Source organism: Winogradskya consettensis, from assembly GCF_018332715.1.
Lineage (GTDB): Bacteria > Actinomycetota > Actinomycetes > Mycobacteriales > Micromonosporaceae > Actinoplanes > Actinoplanes consettensis.
Map to the genome: position 1 here is coordinate 161,955 of NZ_BOQP01000011.1, position 21,369 is coordinate 183,323.

Annotated in this window: 19 protein-coding genes and 1 riboswitch; of the genes, 13 read left to right on the forward strand and 6 right to left on the reverse strand. The window is 69.1% G+C overall.

The features are described 5' to 3' along the window. Positions 1 to 211: 211 nt before the first annotated feature. The 4 genes from Aco04nite_RS13140 to Aco04nite_RS13155 are packed head-to-tail and all read left to right on the forward strand — an operon-like array spanning position 212 to position 2,348. Complete coding sequence (locus Aco04nite_RS13140) at positions 212 to 580, forward strand: YbaB/EbfC family nucleoid-associated protein (protein ID WP_212997512.1); 369 nt, start codon at positions 212 to 214, stop codon at positions 578 to 580. Next, complete coding sequence (locus Aco04nite_RS13145) at positions 577 to 996, forward strand: type VII secretion target (protein WP_212997513.1); 420 nt, start codon at positions 577 to 579, stop codon at positions 994 to 996. Before Aco04nite_RS13140 ends, Aco04nite_RS13145 begins: the two co-directional genes overlap by 4 nt. Beyond that, positions 993 to 2,147 carry a DUF6883 domain-containing protein gene (locus tag Aco04nite_RS13150; protein ID WP_212997514.1) on the forward strand — a complete coding sequence of 385 codons (1,155 nt, stop codon included), beginning with the start codon at positions 993 to 995 and terminating at the stop codon, positions 2,145 to 2,147. Before Aco04nite_RS13145 ends, Aco04nite_RS13150 begins: the two co-directional genes overlap by 4 nt. A 6-nt stretch (positions 2,148 to 2,153) precedes the next feature. Beyond that, complete coding sequence (locus Aco04nite_RS13155; RefSeq protein ID WP_212997515.1) at positions 2,154 to 2,348, forward strand: DUF4926 domain-containing protein; 195 nt, start codon at positions 2,154 to 2,156, stop codon at positions 2,346 to 2,348. A 69-nt stretch (positions 2,349 to 2,417) separates the two neighbouring features. Here the strand turns inward: Aco04nite_RS13155 and bluB are convergent, their stop codons facing one another. Together bluB and Aco04nite_RS13165 are read right to left on the reverse strand one after the other, a co-directional pair. Next, a complete protein-coding gene (bluB, locus tag Aco04nite_RS13160; RefSeq protein ID WP_212997516.1) occupies positions 2,418 to 3,041 on the reverse strand; it encodes a 5,6-dimethylbenzimidazole synthase in 624 nt (207 codons plus the stop codon). Positions 3,042 to 3,083: 42 nt separating this feature from the next. Next, positions 3,084 to 3,278: riboswitch (cobalamin riboswitch) on the reverse strand. 135 nt (positions 3,279 to 3,413) lie between these two features. Beyond that, on the reverse strand, positions 3,414 to 4,598 hold the full coding sequence (locus tag Aco04nite_RS13165; RefSeq protein ID WP_212997517.1) for a hypothetical protein: 1,185 nt from the start codon (positions 4,596 to 4,598) through the stop codon (positions 3,414 to 3,416). Between the two features lie 354 nt (positions 4,599 to 4,952). On the opposite strand from Aco04nite_RS13165, the gene Aco04nite_RS13170 reads away from it, so the two are divergent. The 6 genes from Aco04nite_RS13170 (at position 4,953) to Aco04nite_RS13195 (ending at position 14,232) form a co-directional block, all read left to right on the forward strand. Continuing rightward, complete coding sequence (locus Aco04nite_RS13170; RefSeq protein ID WP_212997518.1) at positions 4,953 to 5,621, forward strand: hypothetical protein; 669 nt, start codon at positions 4,953 to 4,955, stop codon at positions 5,619 to 5,621. Positions 5,622 to 5,702: 81 nt separating this feature from the next. Beyond that, positions 5,703 to 6,416 carry a GntR family transcriptional regulator gene (locus Aco04nite_RS13175; RefSeq protein ID WP_212997519.1) on the forward strand — a complete coding sequence of 238 codons (714 nt, stop codon included), beginning with the start codon at positions 5,703 to 5,705 and terminating at the stop codon, positions 6,414 to 6,416. An 81-nt stretch (positions 6,417 to 6,497) separates the two neighbouring features. Beyond that, on the forward strand, positions 6,498 to 8,018 hold the full coding sequence (locus Aco04nite_RS13180; protein ID WP_244875957.1) for an NCS1 family nucleobase:cation symporter-1: 1,521 nt from the start codon (positions 6,498 to 6,500) through the stop codon (positions 8,016 to 8,018). Next, positions 8,018 to 8,740 (forward strand): aspartate/glutamate racemase family protein, encoded by a 723-nt coding sequence (locus Aco04nite_RS13185; RefSeq protein ID WP_212997520.1) that lies wholly within the window; start codon positions 8,018 to 8,020, stop codon positions 8,738 to 8,740. Before Aco04nite_RS13180 ends, Aco04nite_RS13185 begins: the two co-directional genes overlap by 1 nt. Further along, positions 8,737 to 9,447, forward strand: coding sequence for an SDR family NAD(P)-dependent oxidoreductase (locus tag Aco04nite_RS13190; protein ID WP_212997521.1), 711 nt, complete (start codon positions 8,737 to 8,739; stop codon positions 9,445 to 9,447). Before Aco04nite_RS13185 ends, Aco04nite_RS13190 begins: the two co-directional genes overlap by 4 nt. A 474-nt stretch (positions 9,448 to 9,921) precedes the next feature. Further along, entirely contained in the window at positions 9,922 to 14,232 is a 4,311-nt protein-coding gene (locus Aco04nite_RS13195; protein WP_212997522.1) for a PDDEXK-like endonuclease domain-containing protein, read from the forward strand. On the opposite strand, the gene Aco04nite_RS13200 is transcribed toward Aco04nite_RS13195, so the two are convergent. The 3 genes from Aco04nite_RS13200 to Aco04nite_RS13210 are packed head-to-tail and all read right to left on the reverse strand — an operon-like array spanning position 14,213 to position 16,771. Beyond that, positions 14,213 to 15,148 (reverse strand): hypothetical protein, encoded by a 936-nt coding sequence (locus Aco04nite_RS13200; protein ID WP_212997523.1) that lies wholly within the window; start codon positions 15,146 to 15,148, stop codon positions 14,213 to 14,215. The two genes, Aco04nite_RS13195 and Aco04nite_RS13200, sit on opposite strands and share 20 nt — an antisense overlap. Next, positions 15,145 to 15,705, reverse strand: a complete 561-nt coding sequence (locus Aco04nite_RS13205) for an RNA polymerase sigma factor (protein WP_212997524.1) — start codon at positions 15,703 to 15,705, stop codon at positions 15,145 to 15,147. The genes Aco04nite_RS13200 and Aco04nite_RS13205 overlap by 4 nt, the downstream gene beginning before the upstream one ends. 31 nt (positions 15,706 to 15,736) lie before the next feature. Continuing rightward, a complete protein-coding gene (locus tag Aco04nite_RS13210) occupies positions 15,737 to 16,771 on the reverse strand; it encodes a GlxA family transcriptional regulator (protein ID WP_212997525.1) in 1,035 nt (344 codons plus the stop codon). A gap of 51 nt (positions 16,772 to 16,822) precedes the next feature. On the opposite strand from Aco04nite_RS13210, the gene Aco04nite_RS13215 reads away from it, so the two are divergent. Beyond that, positions 16,823 to 17,209: a cupin domain-containing protein gene (locus tag Aco04nite_RS13215; protein WP_212997526.1), complete on the forward strand. Its 387-nt coding sequence runs from the start codon at positions 16,823 to 16,825 to the stop codon at positions 17,207 to 17,209. On the opposite strand, the gene Aco04nite_RS13220 is transcribed toward Aco04nite_RS13215, so the two are convergent. Further along, positions 17,175 to 18,761 (reverse strand): restriction endonuclease, encoded by a 1,587-nt coding sequence (locus Aco04nite_RS13220; RefSeq protein ID WP_212997527.1) that lies wholly within the window; start codon positions 18,759 to 18,761, stop codon positions 17,175 to 17,177. The two genes, Aco04nite_RS13215 and Aco04nite_RS13220, sit on opposite strands and share 35 nt — an antisense overlap. Before the next feature lie 373 nt (positions 18,762 to 19,134). On the opposite strand from Aco04nite_RS13220, the gene Aco04nite_RS13225 reads away from it, so the two are divergent. Next, positions 19,135 to 20,901, forward strand: coding sequence for an EAL domain-containing protein (locus Aco04nite_RS13225; protein WP_212997528.1), 1,767 nt, complete (start codon positions 19,135 to 19,137; stop codon positions 20,899 to 20,901). A 33-nt stretch (positions 20,902 to 20,934) separates the two neighbouring features. Then, complete coding sequence (locus Aco04nite_RS13230; protein ID WP_212997529.1) at positions 20,935 to 21,324, forward strand: cupin domain-containing protein; 390 nt, start codon at positions 20,935 to 20,937, stop codon at positions 21,322 to 21,324. Positions 21,325 to 21,369: the final 45 nt, after the last annotated feature.

The following is a 21,369-nucleotide window of genomic DNA, read 5'->3' on the forward strand; positions in this document are numbered from 1 at the left end:
CCCTCCTGCGGGATCGGCACTTTTCGACGTTTCGGCGGTGCGTGGTGGGGGCGCGGTAGTTCTGGCAGGTCAGGGTCCTGGGTGGACAGAGCGGTTGCGCGAGCGGCCGGAGACCGGGTTGGTGGTTTGTGCGGTTGTGGGCCAGTTCGGGCGTACCTATAAAAGATCTTGTGTCCGGGAAAGTGTCGTACCGGGGGGTTAGCGTGGCGGGGTGGTCGATGAGGGAGGCCTTGATGCGGTCGAGGGGCGGATTGACGGGTGGCAGGCAGGGTTTGAGCAGCGGGCGGCCCAGGCGCGGGAGTTGGGTGCGCGGCTGGCCGGGCTGACGGTGACCGCCGAGAGCGACGACGGGCTCGTGGCGGTCACGGTGGGGCAGGGCGGGCGGCTGACGGGAGTTCGGCTGGAGGAGGGCATCCGGGGCAGGCCGGCTGGCGAGACCGCGCGGGAGATTCTGGCCGCGCTCGAGGTGGCGCAGGCAGCGTTCGCCGACAGGGCCGCTTCCGCAACGGCCGAGACGATCGGCGCCGACTCCGCGACAGGCCAGGCCGTCATCGCCTCGTTCTTCCGGCCACCGACATGACAGGCCCTTATCCGGTACGCCAAGACGGCGCGACCGGCGACTCCTCGCTGAGCGTGACCGGCGACTCTTCGCTGAGCGCGACCGGCGACTCTTCGCTGAGCGCGGCTGGCCACTTTTCGGTGCGCGCTGACGACGTGGCCGCCCACGCCGTGCATGTCGAGGCGCTGGCAGGGAGCGTCGCGTCGGCGGCCGATGCTGCAGCAAGCGTCCAAGCCGGAGCCGACGCGTACGGCGAACTGTGCGCGATGATCCCGGCAGCCCTCGGCGACCTGCACGCGACCCTGACCGGCACCCTGCGCACCGCATCCACGACCCTGCACGACATCGCGACCCACCTGCACGCGACCGCCGACGACTACGACGCCACCGACCGTGCCCGTGAGCAGGTGTTCCGCACCATCAGGAACCTCCTGTGACCACCGATCCCCTGATCGCTACCGCCGACGAGAGCGTGACCCCGTGGGCCGGCATCTGGATCGCCGATGACATCGAACAGATCGCCCACGCAGTCGAAAGCGGCAGCTGGATCGACGGCACCCTCGGCGCGGTCGGCATAGGCCTCGACGGCCTGGCCCTGATCTCCGACCCGCTCGGCGGCCTCCTCCAGTACGGCATCGCCTGGCTGATCGAACACGTCAAGCCTCTCTCCGAAACCCTCGACTGGCTCGCCGGCAACCCCGCCCAGATCACAGCCAACGCCACCACCTGGCGAAACACAGCCGCATCCCTCCACCAGGACGCCGCCACCCTGCGCGCCTCCCTCGAGGCAGACCTCCCCGACTGGTCCGGCCCCGCAGCAACCGCCTACGCGACCAAAGCCACCCACCAGGCAAACCTCCTGGAAACCGTCGCCACCGCAGCCACCACCACAGCCTCCATCACCGAAGTCGCAGGAGCCCTGGTCGGCGCAGTCCGCCTGATGATCCGCGACGCGGTGGCAACGGTGGTCTCACGCTTGATCGCCTACGCGGCAGAACTGGCCGCAACCCTGGGCGTCGCCACCCCGCTGGTAGTCGAACAGGTCACCACGCTGTGCGCCTCCTGGGCAGCCAAGATCGCCGGCTGGCTCAAAAGCCTGATCACCAGCCTCCGCCGCCTCCTGAAATCCTCTGCCCGCCTCACCCACAACGTCGACGACCTGAACGGCATGCAGCGAACTGGGGGCGGAGACGGACCGTCGCGGTCACCCGATGAGGGAGGCACTCCAGGTCCGGACGGGCCACCGCCTGAGCCGGAACCGCCGGATTTTTCGACGGCAGAGCCGGATCCACGGAAGATCACCGACTATGCGATGAATCCTGATCACCCGGTTGGCAAGAACAAATACCGCGTCATACATTCGGCCACCGGTCTCGACGTGGGCGACGCGGGTTCGATTGAGCAGCAGATTCGCGAAGGCGTGCGATCGGGGACGCCTATTCTCGGCAAACTGGACCAACATGGACAACGGTGGTCCGTGGACGTTCCTCTGTCCGGCCCGACCGGCACGATAACCGTCCGGACGGCGTGGATAGTCGATGCGGGGGCGACCGAGCCACGGATGGTCACCATCTCATTCCCGAAGTAGGAGACCATGGAGTTCGATGAACTGGATGTTGTCGCCCTCGCGGCCGACCTGCCCGCGGAAGGGCTGAAAGCCGGCGCCGTGGGCACGATTGTGGACATTTTTCGTGACCCGGAACTCGCCTACGAGGTGGAGTTCACCGATGACGACGGCGCGACGCTCTCCCTGACAACCTTGACTCCGGAGCAGGTCAGGCCCGCGTAACGCGACTGGCTCGTCGCCATTGCCACCGCAGAGCCGGCGCGCCCTCCACAAGCGCGCCGGCCTGATGCGCTACCTCTCGGTCCACCGGTTCTCGTGGAGGGCCTTGGAGAGGGGGCGGCGGGTTCGCCAGCCGTGCCTTTCCAGGTCGGGGGTCTCTTCGAGGTGGGTGACCGGGCCTAGGCAGAGCCAGGCGACCGGTCTGATGCCGGTGGGGATGTTCAGCAACTGGGTGAGGAAGTCTTCGCGGTAGAAGGAGACCCAGCCGATGCCGAGGTTTTCGGCGGTGGCGGCCAGCCAGAGGTTTTGGATGGCGAGGCAGACGGAGTAGAGGCCGGCGTCGGCTATGGCGTGGCGGCCCAGGACTGCGGGGCTTCCTCGGGTGGGGTCGTAGGTGACGGCGAGGGAGAGGGTTGATTCGAGGATGCCGTCGATTTTGATGGTGGCGAAGCGGTTGGCGGTGGGGGCGTCGAGGGTGGATTCGAAGGTTTTTCTTTCCTGCTGGACGTGGGTGTGGAAGGCGTTCTTGACTCCTTCATCGTTGATGAGGATGAAGTCCCAGGGTTGGGTGAGGCCGACGCTGGGGGCGGCGTGGGCGGCCGTGAGGATTCTGGTGAGGGTTTCTGCCGGGATGGGGGCTCCGGTGAATTGGCCTCGGACGTCGCGGCGGCGGTGGATGGTTTCGTAGAGGTCCATGGGCAGGCTCCCGCTGCGCTGATGGCCCCGGCGTGCGGCCGGGGCGTGCGTCTGCGAGGCCGGTCTTCGGACTTCCGGATCGTCACCTCACCGCCCGCCTTCCCAGCTGTGGGGCCAGTGGCTGCGCGTGTGCGCGTGGGCGGCAGCTTCCCGGTTACCGCGGCGGGCCCGTGCCGGAATTGCGCCGGCTTCCCGATTCTCCCCGCTGTGGAGCGGGGCACCTCGCAACAAAGTTGTGCCGTGGCAAACCCTAATGCAGCGCGGACCCTCAACGCAGCGGGAGCCTCAACGCAGCACCGAGCCTCAACGCAGCACCGAATCTCAACGCAGCCCGAACCTCAACGCAGCCCGAACCTCAATGCAGCCCGAACCTCAATGCAGGGCGAGCCAGGAGCGGATTTTCGGGGCGCAGGTGGATTGGATGTCGGGCCAGGGGGCGCCCAGGGTTGGCGGGGCAGCCTCCGTCGGGGTGCGGCCTTCGCGGACCACGGTGGCGAAGAAGGCCAGGAGTTTTCTGTCGCCGTAGGTGGCGCCGAGGCAGCGAAATGCCAGGTAGGCCATCGCGTAGAAACCCACGCGGTCGGTGGGGTCCGTGGACCAGTCGAGGTCGAGGCGGCCCTTCCAGCCCGTACGCGTGATGTGGTTGCGGGCTGCCGACGTCAGGCGGTAGGCGGTCATCGGGGTTTGTTCCCAGGCGATGTATTCCGCCATGCCTTCGATCGCCCAGTCGGCGTGGCCGCCCAGGGTGCCGAGCAGGGTGGCGACGTGGCCCAACTCGTGGCGCAGGAGGCGTTCGTCGGGGGGTTCGGCGGCGTCGACGACGGTGAACGCGGTTTCTTTGCTGGTGCGGTCGACGAAGGCTTCGGCTTCGCGGTCGTCGCCGATGGCTGTCGCCCATTCGCCGGACGCGGCGAGGTAGATCAGGTACTTGCCGGGGCGGGGGGAGGAGAGTGCGTAACGGTCGGCTGCCTGGGCTGCGCGGTCCGCTGCTGCCAGCCAGGTTGACGGTCGCACCGAGTCGTCCGAGGCGGCGACGATCACGCGGGTGCCTGTGGCGAAGGTGAGGGCCGCTGATTTCCAGGGGACGGCGGCCGGCATCGCCGGGGTGAATTGCTGGGCGAACGCGGTCAGGGTCGCGTGGCCGGCGGTGATGCGCCAGGTGGTCGACGCGGTGAGCACGTCGCCGAGGGGAACGTACGAGTCGGGGTCGCGGCGGCAATGTGCGCCCGCGAAACAGACGCGGGCCTGCACCGACGCGTGCCACACGGATCCGTTGCCGGACACACTGGTGGTACGCGGGATCCAGCTGGACAACTCAAAACCGCGCAGGTTGGCGTACAGACGGATCATTTCCGGCCAGAGTGAGGCGTCCACCTCGCGCAACCAACCGCTGCGGTCGCCGCGCAGCAGGGCAGACCCCTGATTGTCCAGGGCCGTGCGGATTGTGTCTTCGGCATCGCGTACGCGTAGGGCGCTTGCCCGCACGATCAGCACCCCGCCGCACACGAGCGCCGCGAGGGCGAGTGCGACCGGCAAGAGGCGCCGGAACCGTGTCACGCCGGGACCTTATCAACAAGGGCTGTGCCGACCGGCGGGTCCGGATCAGTCGATCACTGTCCGTTGATGTTTGCAGGTCGGTCACCATCTCGAAATATGGATACGGTTCACTGTCAAATAGAGGACTGATTCGTGAGCCGGCGTGCAACTTGCGGGAGCGGTTCGCCCTGCAAGTTGCACGTTTCGCGAGTCACGGACCTGCTGCTCCAACGTCGCCGCAACGGTTTGCCCGTCCTGCCGGTTTTCATTCATGGACGTTTTTGAGATCTCGCCAGAAGACCCTTCCTGTCGATCTCCGATGGTGGAACTCTTCTAGCCAGACGTAGCGCCAGCGACACGGACGGTGGTGGTGGAATGCGTCCCGACGTTCTGGTCGGTCCTAGCGACTGGGTTGTCGAGCAGTTCGGCGACAAGGTCGCCGCCGAGATCTGGACCCGGGTTCCCGAGGCGTTGAGCACGGCGATCGAGCGTGAGGTCAACGCCCATCCTTCGATGACCCAAACCACGGAGCGAGTGCTGGCCAACCCCCGGTGGCCGCTCCCGTACGAGGAGCTCGTGCTCTTCCTGGGCACGCTGCCCGGAGCCGAGATCATCAGCATCCCGCGGTCGGTCTACCAGCTCGTGGTCATCAACGGCCACGTGGTGGTGCCGTGGTGCTACGGCCAGTCCGCCCGCGACTCCATGCGCGACGCCGCGGTGGACCGCTCGTTCGGCCGGCTCGCCCGCGAGCTGCTCCGCCGTTTCGGCCCGCCCTGGCGGCGGTCGCAGGCGGAGATGCCGCTGCCGCTGGACGCCGTCGACGAACGGGAGGTAGCCAAGATCTGTGCCGCGATCGCCGGCATCGATCCGGCACCGGAGGTGGTGATCGCCGGATATGCGGGGGCGCCGCACCTGGGTCTGCTCCGCGCCTGCCTCGGCGAGATCAAGTCCACGGACAACGGCGCGCTCAACTGGAGCCATCTGGACGACCTGCCGCTGCCGCCCCCGGTCATCCCGAGGCCGAGGCGGCTGCAGTTTCCGTGAGCAGCTTTCGTGAGCAGCGAGTAACACGGCGATAACGCGACGGGAATATCGTCGGACATGGGTTCTTCCTTGGGAGGGTTCATGCCCAACCCGCGCGTTCGATCCGTGTTGCTGTCCCGGCTGAGTGTCCGGCCGGAGGGCTCCTCGCAGACCGAGATCCTCAACGAGCTGCGCCGCTGCATCCTCGACGGTGAGGTGCCTCCGGGTTCCCCCATCCCCGTGGACGGCGTCGCGGCTTCGTTCGGGGTGAGCCGCATACCCGTACGGGAAGCCCTGATGACGTTGATCGGGGAAGGTCTGGTCGACCATCGCGCGCACACCGGGTATCGGGTCGCCATGATGACGCCGGGCGAGTTCGGCGAGATCTACCTGGTCCGTGAGGCGCTGGAAACCGCGGCGATGCGTGTTGCGGTCGGGCTGGCGGGTGCGCGCGACGACGATGCCGCCCGGGCAGCGCATGCCGCGCTGAGCGAGGCGGTCGTCGCCGGCGACGGTCGCGCGCATCACCGGGAGAGCCGGCGTTTTCACCTGGCGCTGATCCAACCGTGCGCGATGCACCGGCTGCTGCACATGCTGAGCACCGCCTGGAACATGACCGAGCCGCTGCAACCCATGTCGCACCTCGATGCCGCCGAACGCGCATTGCTGCACGGCGACCACGACGTGATGCTCGCGGCCTTCATCTCCCGGGACGCCGATGCGCTCATCGAGGTGTGCGGCGCGCACCACCGGCGGCTGCAGTCCTACATCTCCCGTCTGCCCCAGGACACCGGCCTGTTCCACCGAATCTCGTAGATATATATCTCCGCTCATCGAATCGAAACAGGCCATTCCTAGGTTGAGCGGCAACTCAGCCGCTCGACCCCAGGAGTGGGCATGACCAACAACGATCTCGTCGAGGCCGCCGGAATGCCGGTCGGCGCCGGCCTCATCAAGCCCGGATACGACCCACGGTTGACCAACGAGGATCTCGCGCCGCTGAAGAAGCAGACGTGGGGCTCGTACAACATCTTCGCGTTCTGGATGTCCGATGTGCACAGCGTCGGCGGGTACGTGACCGCGGGCTCGCTGTTCGCGCTCGGGCTGTCGAGCTGGCAGGTGCTGGTCTCGCTGCTCGTCGGCATCACCATCGTCTACTTCTTCTGCAACCTGGTCGCGAAGCCGAGCCAGCAGGCCGGGGTGCCCTATCCGGTCATCTGCCGCACGGTCTTCGGGGTGCTCGGCGCCAACGTGCCGGCCATCATCCGCGGCGCGATCGCCGTCGCCTGGTACGGCATCCAGACCTACCTTGCCAGCGCCGCACTCGACGTCGTGGTGCTGAAGCTGATCCCGGACCTGGCGCCGTACGCGGACGTCAACCAGTACGGCTTCCTCGGGCTTCCGCTGCTCGGCTGGTGTTCCTACGCGGTGCTCTGGGTCCTGCAGGCCGCGGTCTTCTGGACCGGCATGGAGACGATCCGCCGGTTCATCGACTTCTGCGGGCCGGCCGTCTACGTCGTGATGATCGCGCTCGCCGGATACCTCATCTACAAGGCCGGGTGGGGGCACATCAACCTCAACCTCGGCGAGGTGAAGTACAAGGGCGTCGACGCCATCCCGATCATGCTCGGCGCGATCGCGCTGGTCGTGTCGTACTTCTCCGGCCCGATGCTGAACTTTGGGGACTTCTCCCGATACGGTAAGTCGTTCAAGGCGGTGAAGACCGGCAACGTGCTCGGCCTGCCGGTGAACTTCCTGGCGTTCTCGCTCCTGGTGGTCATCACGTCCTCGCTGACCATCCCGGTCTTCGGCGAGCTCATCACCGACCCGGTCGCCACGGTGGCCCGCATCGACAGCACGTTCGCGATCGTCCTCGGTGCGCTCACCTTCAGCATCGCCACGATCGGCATCAACATCGTCGCGAACTTCATCTCGCCCGCGTTCGACTTCTCGAACGTCAGCCCGCAGAAAATCAGCTGGCGCGCCGGCGGCATGATCGCGGCGGTCGGATCGGTGCTGATCACCCCGTGGAACCTCTACAACAACCCGGACGTCATCCACTACACGCTGGAGACGCTCGGCGCGTTCATCGGGCCGCTGTTCGGGGTGCTGATCGCCGACTACTACCTGGTCAAGAAGCAGCAGGTGGTGGTGGACGACCTGTTCACCATGGCGCCCGAGGGCCGCTACTGGTACCGCAAGGGCTACAACCCGCCGGCCATCATCGCCACGGCGATCGGCGCGGTCGTCGCTATGGTGCCGGTGCTCTGGAGCGGCGGGCCGGGCATGCACACCACCGCCCAGTACAGCTGGTTCATCGGTATGGGCCTCGGCTTTGTCAGCTACCTGCTGATGACCGCGAACCAGTGGCGGACCTCGACCCCGGCTGAGCCGGCCGCCGACACGGTCGCTGTTTGATGTTTCTCCGGGTCATCAACCCCAACACCACGGCGGCGATGACCGCGAAGATCGAGGAGAGTGCCCGGGCCGTCGCCGGTCCGGGCACCCGCCTCGACGCGGTCAACCCGAGCATGGGACCGGCCTCCATCGAGAGTCACTACGACGAGGCGCTCAGCGTTCCCGGCATCCTCACCGAGATCGCCCGCGGCGAGACCGAGGGGGTCGACGCGTACGTGATCGCCTGCTTCGGCGACCCCGGCCTGGATGCGGCCCGCGAGCTTGCGCGTGGTCCGGTCGTCGGCATCGCAGAAGCGGCGATGCACGCCGCGGCGTTGCTCGGTCGCGGTTTCAGCGTGGTCACCACTCTTGACCGTACGCGCGGACGAGCGCACGAACTCGCCACGCGCTACGGCTCCCCGTGCCGTGGCGTCCACGCCTGCGACATTCCGGTGCTCGAGCTGGACAAGGACCCCGATGTGCTGGACCGGGTCGTCGCCCTCGGCCGCACCGCCCTGCACGACGACGACTCCGACGTGCTCGTGCTCGGCTGCGCGGGCATGGCGGACCTCGCGGAGAAGGTGTCGGCGGCGCTCGGCGTCCCGGTCGTCGACGGCGTCGCCGCCGCGACCCTCTTCGCGCAGTCGCTTGTCACACTGGGCCTGCGCACCTCCGCACGTTCCGAGTACGCGCAGCCGCCGCCCAAGGCGTACACGGGCATCCTGCGTAGATTCACGGTATGAGCTGGTATGTCGTCACAGGTGGCGGGCGTGGGATCGGGCGGGCAATCGTGGAACGGCTCGTGGCGGGCGGCGGTCATGTCGCGGTCATCGAGTTCGACGCGTCGGCGCTGGAATGGGCATCCGGTCAGGACCGGATCGTTCCCGTGATCGGCGACGCGTCGGATCCCGCGGTCGCCGCCCGGGCTGCCGCGGTGGGCGAGCCGTTGACCGGGTGGGTCAACAACGCGGCCATCTTCGAGGACGCGTGGCTGCATGAGGACCCGCTGCGCGTCGCCTCGCTGATCGGGCGCAACCTCAACCCGGTCATCGTGGGCAGCGCGGCGGCGATCGGGGCGGGGTGCCCGGCGATCGTCAACGTCTCCTCGCACCAGGGGCAGCGGCCGGTGCGCGGAGCGCTTGCTTACGCAACCGCGAAGGCGGCTGTGGAAGGGCTCACACGGGCGCTTGCGGTTGATTACGGACCTCGTGGCGTACGCGTAAATGCGGTTGCTCTGGGTTCCATCGCCACGTCGCGGTCCGACGCGCACGGTGAGGAATTCGCCCGGGAGATCGCGTTGCTGCAGCCGCTCGGACGGCTCGGGCGGGCGACCGAGGTTGCGGACGCGGTGGCGTTTTTGCTTTCCGACGCGGCGAGCTTCATCAACGGCGCGGTCATCCCCGTCGACGGCGGCAGGTCCGCTCAGGGCCGTGACCCCGAAGAACGCTGACCAGGCAGCTCGGCGGGCGCGCAGGTCGGCGTATGTGGTGAGCAGGAGCGGGGTCAGGACGATGCCGGCCGCGAACCAGAAGATGCCCTGCATGATGGCCGCGGTCATCGCGTAGCCGGTGCTGGTCATGCCGGAGAAGACTGATGTGGCGAGCTCGGTGGCCAGGACCACGGCGATCGAGAAGAGCGAGCCGATGAGGTAGAGCAGGCAGGTGACCGGGATCAGGGCGAAGACCGCGCCGAAACCGGAAAGGTACGGCTGGAGGTCGATGTCCGCGCCGGGCTAGCGGTTTCCAGGTCGCGGGCAGAAGGGCGAACTGCGCCGCCACCAGTCGCCGAAGTCGGTGCTGACCAGCGGATCGTTCGGGTCGGCGTACATTTTTCCCCCGTCGGACAGACGGGTGGGGCAGACATTAACGCTCGCGGTGTGTGCGGCGCTGCCCCGGACGAGACGGCAAGGGATAACCTGCGAAGAATGCCCGAGCCGCAGCTGGAGTCACCCACCGTCATCCGGGACAGGGCTGTCTCCGTCGCTGACTACCTGCTCGCCGTGCGCGCCCACATGGAGCGCCCTGCCCGCACGGTGCCCGGCGATGCGCACTGGCTGGACAAACTACCCGCGCACCCGGAGTGCGAGGTCGGTCCGGCCGCCGACGGCACGACCTGGCTGCGGGTCGGATTGCCCGATCTGCCGGGCTCGCCTCCGGTCCCCGCCGAGCTCCGCCGCCGTCTCAACGAACTCCCTCCCGTTGACAAACCCAATCGGCCAAATGGAACCGATATAGCCGATGGGCCCGATGAGGAAAATAGGAGTTGGGACACCGAGCAGGGCCAGTCGGGGCCGGCCCAGGCGGGCCAGGCTCAGGGCGGCCAGGCTCAGGGCGGCCAGGCTCAGGCGGGGGAGCAGGGCGACGGGTTCGAGGTGTGGCGGGAGGAGGTGTGGCGGCCGTGGGTGGGGCTGAGCCGGGCAGCGGAGCAGACGCGGACCGTGCATCGGCAGCTGTTCGATCGGATGCATCAGGTCGACATGGCCGCGGCGACCACCGAGCTGGTCTGGGGGCACGGCATCCTGGAGACCGTCATCGACGGGGAACGGGTGCGGTATCCGCTGGTCGCGACGCCGGTGCTGATCGAGTACGAGCCGGACCGCTCGCTGATCACCGTGTCGCCGCAGGGGCCGTCGCGGTTGCAGACCGATGCGCTGGCGGGGCTCGACGAACGGTATCTCGGTCAACTGCTCGCGCTGGCCGGCCCCGCCGGGACCGTGGAGGTCGACCTGTGGAGCGACCTCGACCGGCGTGAGTTCTTCGAGCGCGCGCTGGGCCGGCTCGGCTACGACAAGCTGATCGTGGACCCGGGCGAGAGCAGCACGAGGCCGCACATCGTCGACACGAGTGTGCTGTTCGCCCGGCCGAAGCAGCGGCTGCTGCGCGGTTTCCTCGAGAGCCTCCGCGATCGGCTGCTGGCCGGGGACACGGCGAGCATCGGGGCGCTGTCCGCGATCGTGGCGCACGAGCCGAGCAAGTTGCGGATGCCGGACGATCGGCCCGGGGACTGGGAGCGGGTCGGGGAGCGGCTGCTCATGCCTTTGCCCACGAACGAGGCGCAGGAGTCGATCGCGCGGCGGCTGGCGCAGCATCGCAATGTTGCGGTGCAGGGGCCGCCCGGGACGGGGAAGACGCACACGATCCGCAACCTGATCTGTCATCTGATGGCGAACGGGAAGCGCGTGCTGGTCGTCGCGCAGAAAGAGGACCCGTTGCGGGTGCTCCGCGACGGGCTGCCGGAGGAGGTGCGGGCGTTGTGTCTTGCCGTGCTCGGGCGTACGACGGATCAGCTTGTGCAGTTGCAGCTCGCCGCGCGGGAGCTTTCCGACCGGGCTGCCACTCTCGACAAGGCCGCGGAGGCCCGCAGGGTCGAGCGGTTGACGCATCGCCTGGAGGAAGCCGAGGGCGATCTGGCTCAGGCGCTCGGCGGTCTGCGTGCGATCGCCGAGAACGAGTCGGCGACCTACCGCATCGACGACGCGGCCCTGTCACCCGCGGAGGCCGGGGCCTGGCTCCGCGAACATGCGGCGACCAACGGCGGGATCCCGGACGCGGTCGGTCAGGGTGTTCCGCCGCTGGCCGAGGCGGAGTTCGGCGAGTTGCTCGAGCTCGCGGGCCGGCTCACTCCCGCGGATCGTGCGGCGTCGGTGCGGCACCTGCCGGACGTCTCGGCGCTGCCCGATGCGGCGCGGGCAAAACAGGACCGAGCCGATCGGGCGGCGGCCTCGCAGCGGGTGTCGCGCCTGGCGTCGGCGGGCGTTGACCCTGATTCGGTACGCACCCTGGGCCCCGAATCCCTGACCGCTCTCCTCGACGGACTCCGGGACGCGGTCGCCTGGCTGAACCGTCGCGCGGGCACCTGGACCGACCGGCTCGGACGCCTGCTCGCCGATCCGCACTGGGCGACGGTCTGGACCGATCACGTGACCGCCACCGAGTCGCTGCAGCAGTCGCTCGCTGACCTGACGCGCACACTCGCGGGTCACCGCGTCGTCGTCCCGAGGCAGCTCGCCGCCGAACCCAAACGGCTGATGACCGGTCTCGGTGAGCTGCGATCCCGGTTCGCCGCCGGCAAGGGCGTCAACCGTCTGCTCCAGGCCGCACTCTTCAAGCTCGCCGAGGACGTACGCGTCGACGACGAGCCGCTGCGAACCGTGGCCGACGTCGACGTTGCCCTCGCGTGGGTGCGGCGGCAGCAGGCTCAACGCCGGCTGGGCGAGCACTGGGCGGAATGGGTGCAGCGGCTCGGCATCCCGCCGCGCGAGGGCGATCCGGAGGTGTGGGCCGGTGGCCTGCTCGCCGAGGCGGCTCAGTCGCTCGGATGGGATGCGCGGGAATGGCCTGAGCTGTCCGGTCGCTTGGCTTCGCTCGTACCCCAGGAAGAACTTGATCTCGATCCTGCCCGGCTCGCGGAGATCGAAGCCCTGCTGGACGACGCGCCGGTGGTCTTCGAGCTCGACCGGCTGGACGACGCCGACCGTGCGGTGGCCGACGGCCTCGCGCCGTGGCCACAGCTCGCCGCGGCCTGGCGCACCCTCGACGGCTGGGACGAAGCGCTGGCCGAAACCCGGCGGCTGCTCGCCCTGCGGGCTGAGGTGAACCGGTATCTGGCTTTGCATGCCCGGCTTGCTGAAATGGCGCCAATGTGGGCCGGGCAGGTGGACGCCGGACTGGTACCGGCCGTCTCCGGTGCCGCGTGCCTGCGGGCCTGGCGGTGGCGGCAGGTGCAGACATGGTTCGACCAGGTGGTCGGCGCGGTCGATCCGGCCGTCCTGAACCGCCGCGTCGAACAGGGGCGCGACAAGATCCGCAGGCTCACCGGCGACCTGGTGGTGGCATCGGCGTGGCTGGAGGTCGCGCGGGCGCTCGACGATCGGCGCCGGGCCGCGCTCGCCGACTGGACCACCGCGCTGCGCAAGATCGGCAAGGGGACCGGGCGCAGCGCCGCGGCCTGGCAGGTGCACGCGCAACGGGCGATGGAGTCCGCGGTCGAAGCCGTACCCGTCTGGGTCATGTCCGTGGACCGGGCGATCGAACAGTTCGCGGGCGGCGCGCACTTCGACGTGGTGATCGTGGACGAGGCGTCGCAGGCGGACCTCTTCTCGCTGCCCGTGCTGTCGCTCGCCGAACGGGCCGTCGTGGTCGGCGACGACCAGCAGATCGGCCCGCAACTCGGCTTTGTCGGCGCGGTCACCGGCCTGATCCACAGCCACCTGCGCGACGTCCCGTCGGCCGAGCACTTCGACCCGGAGTCGTCGCTCTACGACCACGCGGTGCGGCGCTCGCCGGAACGCATCCTGCTCACCGAACACTTCCGCTGCGTCCCGCAGATCATCAGCTTCTCCTCACGCCACTACTACGATGGGAAGATCCAGCCGCTGCGTGCGGACCGTCCAGCCCTTGATCCCGTACGCACGCAGTTCATCCCGGACGGCGTACGCCAACCGCTTCCTCCCTTCGGCGACGTCAACGTGCCCGAGGCGGACGCGCTGGCCGATCGGATCTCGCGCATCGTCGCGGACCCTGCCTACGCCGGTCGCACGCTCGGCGTGATCAGCCTGCTCAGCACGAGCGGCCAGGCGAACTACCTGCTCGCCAAGCTCCGCGAGACCATCGGCGAGGACGAGATGGAGGCCCGCCGCCTGCGCGTGGGCGACGCGTACACGTTCCAGGGCGACGAACGCGACGTGGTCCTCGTGTCCATGGTGGTCTCCGACAACGACGGCCGGCTCGCGGCCTTCACCAAGCGCGAATACCACCGCCGCGTCAACGTCGCCGCCTCCCGCGCCCGCGACCAACTATGGATCTTCCACTCGGTACGCGCCGCCTCCCTGAACGCCGACGACGCCCGCGCACTGCTGCTCAACTACGCGCAGAACCTCGGCACATCGTCATCGCCGGCCGGAAAACCCGAGAACGACTTCGAAGCCGAGGTGCTGCGCCGCCTGGCCCAACGAGGCTTCGACCCGATCGTCCAGTACGCCATCGGCGGCTACCGGATCGACTTCGTCCTCAACTCCCCGGACGGCCGGCGTCTGGCGATCGAATGCGACGGGGACGCGTACCAGGGCCCGGAGCAGTGGGAACGCGACATGCGCAGGCAGGCCGTCCTGGAGCGGGTGGGCAACTGCGTCTTCGTCAGAATCCGCGGCAGCATCTTCAACCGCGAACCCGAAGCCGCCCTACGCCCCCTCTGGCAACGTATCGAGGAACTGGCCATCACACCGGTCCCACACTGACCTGCTCGGCGACGGCGATGACCTGGTCCAGGGTCAGCTGAGCCGGCGCCTGCAGGCGGAACCCCCGGCCGTCCACGAGCTCCACCTGCAGGATCCAGCCGTCGGGAGTCCGGACGATCTCACCGCGGCGACCGCCGACGGTGACCTGTTGCGGGCCGGACAGGTAGGCGAGGTGGGGCACGAGACTGACGCTGAGCGTGGCGGCGGATGCCGGGTCGGCGAGGGTGAGGATCGTGTTGTCCTTGAAGGCCCGCAGGCGCCAACCTGCCGGGGCGAGGCGCACCTGCAGCGGCACCGGCTGCGGATCGTCCGCCACGGTCCTGGCCAGCGACAACACGGCCTTCTCAGTGCCGAATCGGCCGTGCCCGCTGAGGGTGACCCACTGGCCGTCCCTGCGTTGCCAGCTCAGTACGGCTGTCTTCGGCCCGGTTCCGGCCAGGTACGCCGTCCCGCCGTCGAGGTCGATCGTCCTGATCTGCGTGAGTGTTCCCTGCGGGGTGTACCGGTCGTCGACGGCGAGATAGACGTCGCTGGTCGCGTCGGATGACAGGTACACCGCCGTCATTGCCGGCGTGGTGCGCCCCTGGCTGTCGTCGCCGAACCCGCCGCTGATCCCCGGCGCCTTCAACCCCGCGGGACGCGGCCGCAATGCCAGCGGGAACACCGGAGTCTCGAACGCGACGAGCTTGACCGCGGACGGCTGCACGACGGCGGTGCGCTCAGGCACCATCGTGTAGCCGGTGCCGGCCGCGACGGCGAGGGCGGCGGTCACCGAGATTCCCCAGACGAGGCGGCTTCGGCGCAGCCCGTGGCCCTCGATCTCGTTCATCACCCGGACCCTGGCCCGGGTCAGCGCGACGCCGGAGACCTCGGGTGCGTCCGGACCGTGATCCCGCAGTAGGGCCAGCTCGTTCATGACATCTCCTCAGCGATCCGAAGGGGTGCGAGCGCATCGCGGGTCACCCGGCGCGCCCGGTGCAGACGCGAGCGGACGGTGCCGACCGGGATGCCGAGCACCTCCGCGATCTCGATGTACGACAGGTCGGCCCAGGCTGTCAGCAGCAGCACGTCCCGGTCGCCGCGGTTCAACCCGGCGAGAGCCTCGGCGAGTTGCCGGCGCAGGGCCTCGGCGTCGGCCCGGTCGATCGCCGCGTCCTCGCCGGTCAGCGGGGCCGCGGTGTCGGGCAGCCGGGCGAGCGCGCGGTACCGCCGTACCTCCTGTCGCACGTGCCGGCGCAGGACATTCGTGGCTATCCCGTAGAGCCAGGGGAGCACGCCGACCCCATCGGCTCGATAGGAACTACGGCGGCGGAAGGCGACGAGGAACGTCTCGGCCAGCAGGTCATCGGCCATGCCGCCGACCCGCCGCGCCAGGTAGCGGTGCACGGCCGGTGCGTGCCGGTCGAACAGCGGCGCGAACTGCTCGGGCCGCTCGATCGACCGGCCGACGAGATCGTCATCGGGAATGCTCACACCTGCTTTTGCCCGCGGCTCGCGATCGGGTTCACGCCGGCTCTCGGCCAGGGGCAGATAGCGGCGCACCGGGGGCAGCGGGCAGCGCTCTGCGGGCAGCGAGCGGGTTTGTGCCGAAGCGGAGGCGGTACTGGGTCGGGGTGAGGCCGGTCTCCTTGCGCATCAGGGATCGCAGGTTGGTCGCGGTGCCCAGGCCGCTGCGGCGGGCGACGACGTCGAGGCGGGCTTCGCCGCGTTCGATCAGGCGGCGGGCCAGGGTGAGGCGTTCGCCGGTCAGCCAGGCCAGGGGAGTGGTGCCGAGTTCTGTGCGGAAGCGGCGGTGCAGGGTCGCCTGGCTGGTCGCGGCCTGGTCGGCGAGGTCCCGGATGGTGAGGGGCCGGTCCAGGTTCTGCTGGGCCCAGGCCAGCAGCGGTGCCAGGGAGTGGTCCGGGATGTCGGGGATCGGGCGTTCGATGAACTGGCGCTGGCCGCCGTCGCGGTGGGCGGCGAAGACGAGGCGGCGGCTCACCGCGCTGGCGATCTCGGCGCCGTGGTCGCGGCGGACCACGTGCAGGCCAAGATCCAGGGCCGCCGCGCTGCCGGCCGCGGTGAGGATGTCGCCGTCATCGACGAAAAGGACGTCCTGCTCCAGCTCGACCTGCGGGAACCGGTCCCGGAAGGCGTCCGCCCACTGCCAGTGGGCGGTGGCGCGGCGGCCGTCGAGTACGCCGGCCTCGGCCAGGGTGAAGGCGCCGCTGCAGAAGCCGATCAGGCGGGCGCCGCGGGCGTGGGCCCGGCGGATCGCGTCCAGGACCTGGGGGCGGCGCGGAACCTCGACATCCGGGCGGTTCGGGACGATCACCGTGTCGGCGTGGTCGACCTCGGTCAGCGGGGCGACGCCGGTCAGGGTGAAGAAGCCGTCGCGCATGCGGGTCAGGGGACCGGCCGCGCAGAGGCGGAAGTCGTAGAGGTCGCGGCCCAGCTCGGGGCGGTGCAGACCGAAGACCTCGGTCGCGCAGCCCAGCTCGAACGGGTTCGAGTTCTCGTCGACCAGGACGACGACGCGGTGCAAGGATTCTTGCGGCATACGCGATTTCTAGCACTCACGGCGTACTGATGAAGGGGTCAGGCTCGAAGCATGAGCGAACCGATCTCCCTGACCGCCGCCCTGGCGACCTTTGACACGCTGTGGAGCCCGCGCATCGTGACCAGCGTCAACGACTACGACGTGCGGGTGGCGAAGGTGCGGGGCGAGCACGTCTGGCACGCCCACGACCACACCGACGAGTTTTTTCTGGTGTTGGACGGCGAACTGGAGATCGAGCTGCGGGACCGCACGGTCGTCCTGCGCACGGGCGACGTCTTCACGGTCCCGCGCGGCACCGAGCACAAGCCTGCCTCACCCGGCGGCGCGGCCATCCTGATGTTCGAGCCGACCGGGACCGTGACGGTCGGCGACCGCCACGACGAGGTGCCCGCGCACGTTGACGCTACGAGCGGTCATCCGATTCGATCCGCGCCTTGATGCCGGCGTGCTCGGCGAGCAGGTTGAGCAGGGCCGGCCCGTCGAGCAACTCGATCGGGCGACCGGTCAGCTCGTCCTGGATCGCCGGGTGGAAGCCGTCCGTGGCGACCAGGATGCCCTTGGTCGCCCCCGCCTCGATGACCTCGGCGGCGACTGCGGAAGCCGTCGCGACGTCGACCTGACCCCGTACGGCGTGGATGACCACCGGTCCGCCGAAGAGCGGGCGCGGGTCGGAGGCCAGCCAGCGCCCGTCCTTGGCCGTGCCCATCGACAGGCCCATGGCGCAGAAGAGGTCGGCGATCGTCTGCTCCCATTCCGCTGCCGGCATGGAGACCAGGTTGGGGCGCTCGTCGATGTCGCGCAGGACGTTGAACTCCTGGGTGAAGTCGTTGTCCGACTCGCGGTCGAATTCGAGGACGGGGCGTACGCCGTCGAGCTGATCGGGCGTACCCGAGAGATCGCCCTGCAGGTGTTTGAGACAGGCGACCGGGTCGACCCGGCGCAGCTTGATCGCGGCGAAGGTGTCCCGATCGGTGGCGACGGAGACCAGGCACGGGCGCACGAATTGCCCCGTTCTCCTGTCGATCGTGTCGACGATACCGTTGAACAGGACTTTCCCCACGAGACCACCGCGGTCCGCCTCGACGACCTCGTGCACGGTGCGCAGCGCGACCATCGCGATGATCTCGGCGTAGCGGCGGCGGATCTCGTTCTCGTCGCGGGGCGTGGCGAGCAGGTCGTCGCGGACCCGGTCGTAGCGGTAGTCCTTGATCACCGGGACGACCTCGACCGGCGGCAGGTGGTACTCGATGAGCAGGTGCTGCTGCTTCGGGAGGTACGCGAGCCGGAAGTGCTGCGGGAAGTCATCCGGGTAGACGGAGTTGCCGAGCACCATCGCGAAGTATTCGACCACCGACTCGGGGTCGGCGCTCGCGAACGCCTTGGCGAACCGGTCGACCTCCGCGTTGTACGCGAGCAGTTTCGCCTCGTGCCGCTGCTTGTGGTCCTCATACTGCGCGAGGCGCGCGGCGAGCTGGCGTTCACGCCGCTGCTCGCGCTCCGCCCACTGCGCCTTGGCCTGCTCGAACGCGCGCCGGGCCGCGGTGACCTGCTGCGCGTGCAGCCGCTCCCCGCCGAGGATTTTCCCGACGCCGCGGGGCTCCGGCGGCTCGTAGCTCGGCCATGACGGCTCCGGCACGGGCCGGCCCAGCGGGCCGGGGTCGAAGGGCTGCACCTTGATCGGCTTCTTGAACCGGTCGAGATCGATGTGGTCGTCGACATCCAGTGTGGACAGCAACAGCGTGTCGAGATCGGTGAGCCTGGCGCGCAGGTCGGCGTTCGCGGCGGCGGCGTCGGCCGTGCGTGCCTCCGCGTAGAGCCGGCGGTGCTCGCGCCGGCGGTCCGCGTCGGCGGCGGCCTGCTGGGCGGCGGCGATCGCCAGGTCGGCGTTGCGCCGAATCAGCTGGCGCTGCTGCGCGGCGGCGGTGTTGCCGCGCTGGTCAGCGGCGGCCTGCGTCGCTTGCGCGCGCTGCATGTCCCGAATGATGCCCATGCGTCGTCCTCGCTGACGTCTGTTCTGTCATCGACTCTGTGCCCGGACCGCCACCATATCCACCGCTTACCGATCACGACCGCGGAGGCCCTCCGCAAGATCACGAGTGCGGCGGTTGCTCTTGGTTTCACTGCCACCACACGCAGTAACTGTCTGTCATGGATCTCTCGGTAAGCACACGGTTGCTCAGTGCAGCAAGACCGTCATCCGATCGGCTAAATTCACGCTCTGATCGGCGGAGAACAGCCTGTTCTTTGTGTTCTGGGGCCAGGTGCGAAAACATTGGGGCGAAAGCCCCCTGTTACATCGACCGGTGACGGGTCGTAATAGGGCGGGGGCATCGTTCACTCGGGAGGGGAGGTGGCGGCGACGTATGACGGCACCCGACGAGCGTTTTCCGCGTCCGCGCGCCCTGCGCGACCGCCTCTCCCGGCGTCCGAGGCTGAGCCCCAACTCGGGTCCGACGCCCGCCCATCTGCCCGAGGCGCGCACACCCGTGGACGATGAGGTCTGGTTCCTCTATATGGCCGATGGGGATCGGGTGGCCTGGTCCGACGGCCTGGCGGCCCTGCTCGGCCGCACGCCCGCCGACAGCTCCCAGGTCACCCGGGAGCTCCTGGCCCGCTATGTGCACCGCGACGACCACGCCAAGGCGCTCGGCTCGATCACCCGCGCGTGGACGGCCCGCGAGACGGCCAGCACTACGGTGCGGCTGCTGCGCGCCGACGGCGGCTGGTTCGATGTCGACTGCCGGCTCGAGCCGATCGCCGGTCGCGACGGGGCCATCAGCGGCATCCGCGGCGCGCTGCGTGACGTCTCCGTGCGCGAGCGGGCCCGCCGCGAGGTCGCCCGGCTCTCCCGCCGCGGCGAGACGGTGCAGTCGTCGATCATCGACCCCGACCCCGACACGGGCCTGCTCACCCGTGCGCGCTTCGCCGACGCGGTCGACAAGGCGCAGAGCAAGGGTGGTGGCGCCGTCCTGGTCGTGCGGGTCGAGCCCGACCGCACCGACGGCGTGCGCAGGGACGATGCCGAGCTGTTGCACCGGGCTGCGCGCGTACTCGAAGGCATTGCCCAGCCCGACAACCTCCTGGGCCGCGCCGGTCCGAACGAGATCGCGATCCTGCTACCCGGGGCGTCCTGGGCCATGGCCCGCCGCCAGGCGGATCTTTTCGTCGAGGCGATCCGCACCCAGCCGTTCGTGCTGCCCGAGGCGTGGGTGCACGCGCGTGCCTGGGCCGGTCTTGTCCGATTTCGGCCAGAGAGCGAAGCGGGCAGTCACGACCTGCTGATCGACGCCGAGCATGCGTGGCGGCAGGCCCGCGAGTCGGACCGCCCCGTCACCCTCGTGCCCGACCCGGTGCCGGCCAAGGACCGTCAGGGTTCCTACCGCAACCGGGTCGCCGCGGCCGTCGGCACCGACCGGTTCACCCTCTACGCGCAGCCGATCCTCGAGCTCCAGACCAACCGCGTGCTGCGCCACGAGCTGCTGTTACGCGTGATCGACGAGAACGGCACGCCCCAGTCGCCGATCCAGGTGCTCGACACCGCCGAACGTCTCGACGCCGTCTACGACATCGACCTGTGGGTGGTCGAGCACGCGCTCGATCTCGCGGTCTCCCTGCCCACGCACGCGTTCCAGATCAACCTCTCCGGGCGTACGGTCGGGGATCCGCGCCTGACCGCGGAGGTCGAGGCCCTTTTTGATCGGTACGCCGTGAACGCCGAGCAGTTGACGTTCGAGATCACGGAGACCGCGCTGATCGGCAACCTGAGCGAAGCGCGCATCTTCGCCGACCGCATCCGCGACCTCGGCTGCCAGCTCGCGCTCGACGACTTCGGCTCCGGCTACGCGTCGTTCCGCTACCTGCGGCTCTTCCCGATCGACCTGGTCAAGATCGACGGGGAGTACGTGCGCGACCTGGTCAACAACCCCCAGGACCAGGTGCTCGTGCAGGCGCTGGTCCAGGTCTGCCAGGCGTACGGCATCCACACGGTCGCCGAGTACGTCCAGGACGAGCCCACCCTGCGGATGCTGCGCGAGTTTGGCGTCGACTTCGTCCAGGGTTATCTGATCGGCAAGCCGGCACCGGTCGCGTCACTCGGCGCGGGCACCCGGCTGCGATCCCGCAATCCCTGATTGTGCCGGCCCGCTCACGGGTATGAGTTGGGCATGGAGCACTACACGATCGCCACGATTGCCGAGAAGAATCCCGACTTCCGCCAGGTGCTGTGGACGGGTAAACACACCCAGCTCGTCGTCATGACGATCCCGCCGGGTGGCGAGATCGGCGAGGAGGTCCACGAGGTGGACCAGATCCTCACGTTCGTGAGCGGCGTCGGCGAGGCCAAGGTCAGCGGCCAGACCCGCAAGGTCGCCCAGGGTGACCTCGTGGTGGTGCCCGCCGGCCACAAGCACAACTTCGTGAACGACGGCCCCAACCCGCTGGTCCTCTACACGGTCTACGGGCCGCCGGAGCACGCTGAGGGTGCCGTTCACAAGACCAAGGAAGAGGCCGACAAGCTCGAAGAAGCCGGCAAGGACGAGCCGCCGGCGAGCTGATCACGCCCGAGCGTCACGGTGCCGGGGCCGGCTGTGGCCCCCCAG